This is a genomic window from Thiorhodococcus mannitoliphagus, from assembly GCF_010915725.1.
Lineage (GTDB): Bacteria > Pseudomonadota > Gammaproteobacteria > Chromatiales > Chromatiaceae > Thiorhodococcus > Thiorhodococcus mannitoliphagus.
Genome location: NZ_JAAIJR010000401.1, coordinates 1 through 734, shown reverse-complemented (window position 1 = coordinate 734; position 734 = coordinate 1). Strand labels below are relative to the sequence as shown.

At 63.9% G+C, this 734-nt stretch carries 1 protein-coding gene; it reads left to right on the top strand.

All coding sequences use genetic code 11. The features are described 5' to 3' along the window. Nucleotides 1-178: 178 nt before the first annotated feature. On the top strand, nucleotides 179-734 hold a 556-nt coding region (locus G3480_RS27125; protein ID WP_240906118.1), incomplete at its 3' end, for an IS66 family transposase.

Here is a 734-nt window from a genome sequence, read left to right as displayed (position 1 = left end):
CCCGTCTATTGCCTCAATGACGAGGCGCTGACGTACTGGCGCGATCAGGGCCTGCCGCGCGCGCTGTGCCAAGCGCTCGCGGCCCAACCGGTCGTGGCGTTTGCAACCACCGCGGCGTGGGAGGCACAGCTCAAGACCCTTGGCATCACCAAGGCACGTCATCAGCGCATCGCAACTGTTGCGCGCCTTGCTCGGCGGACTGCTGGCGAAAGGCCTCTCGCGCGAGCTGGCCATCGTCAGCGATGGTGCCGGACAGTTCGCCATCCTGCTGCATGCCCTCTGCTGGGTGCACGCCGAGCGCCTGATTCACAAGCTCATCCCGCTCAATGAGCGCCAGCGCCAGGATCAAGAGCGGGTGCGCGATGAGATCTGGACGCTGTATGCCGACCTCAAGGCCTACCAGCGCGCTCCCGATCCCGCCGCCGTCGCGGATCTGCGGACGCGCTTCGAGACCATCTTCAGCCAGAAGACGTCCTTTGCCACCCTCAATCAGACCCTCAAGCGCCTGAAGGCCCATCAGGGCGAACTGCTCTTGGTGCTCCTGCGCCCAGACATCCCACTGCATACCAACGGCAGCGAGAACGACATCCGTAGTTACGTCAAATGGCGCAAGATCAGCGGCGGGACCCGCAGCGATCTAGGACGCCGCTGCCGTGACACCTTCGCTAGCCTGAAGAAGACCTGCCGAAAACTCGGGATCTCCTTCTGGGACTACCTCAACGACCGCATCGAGC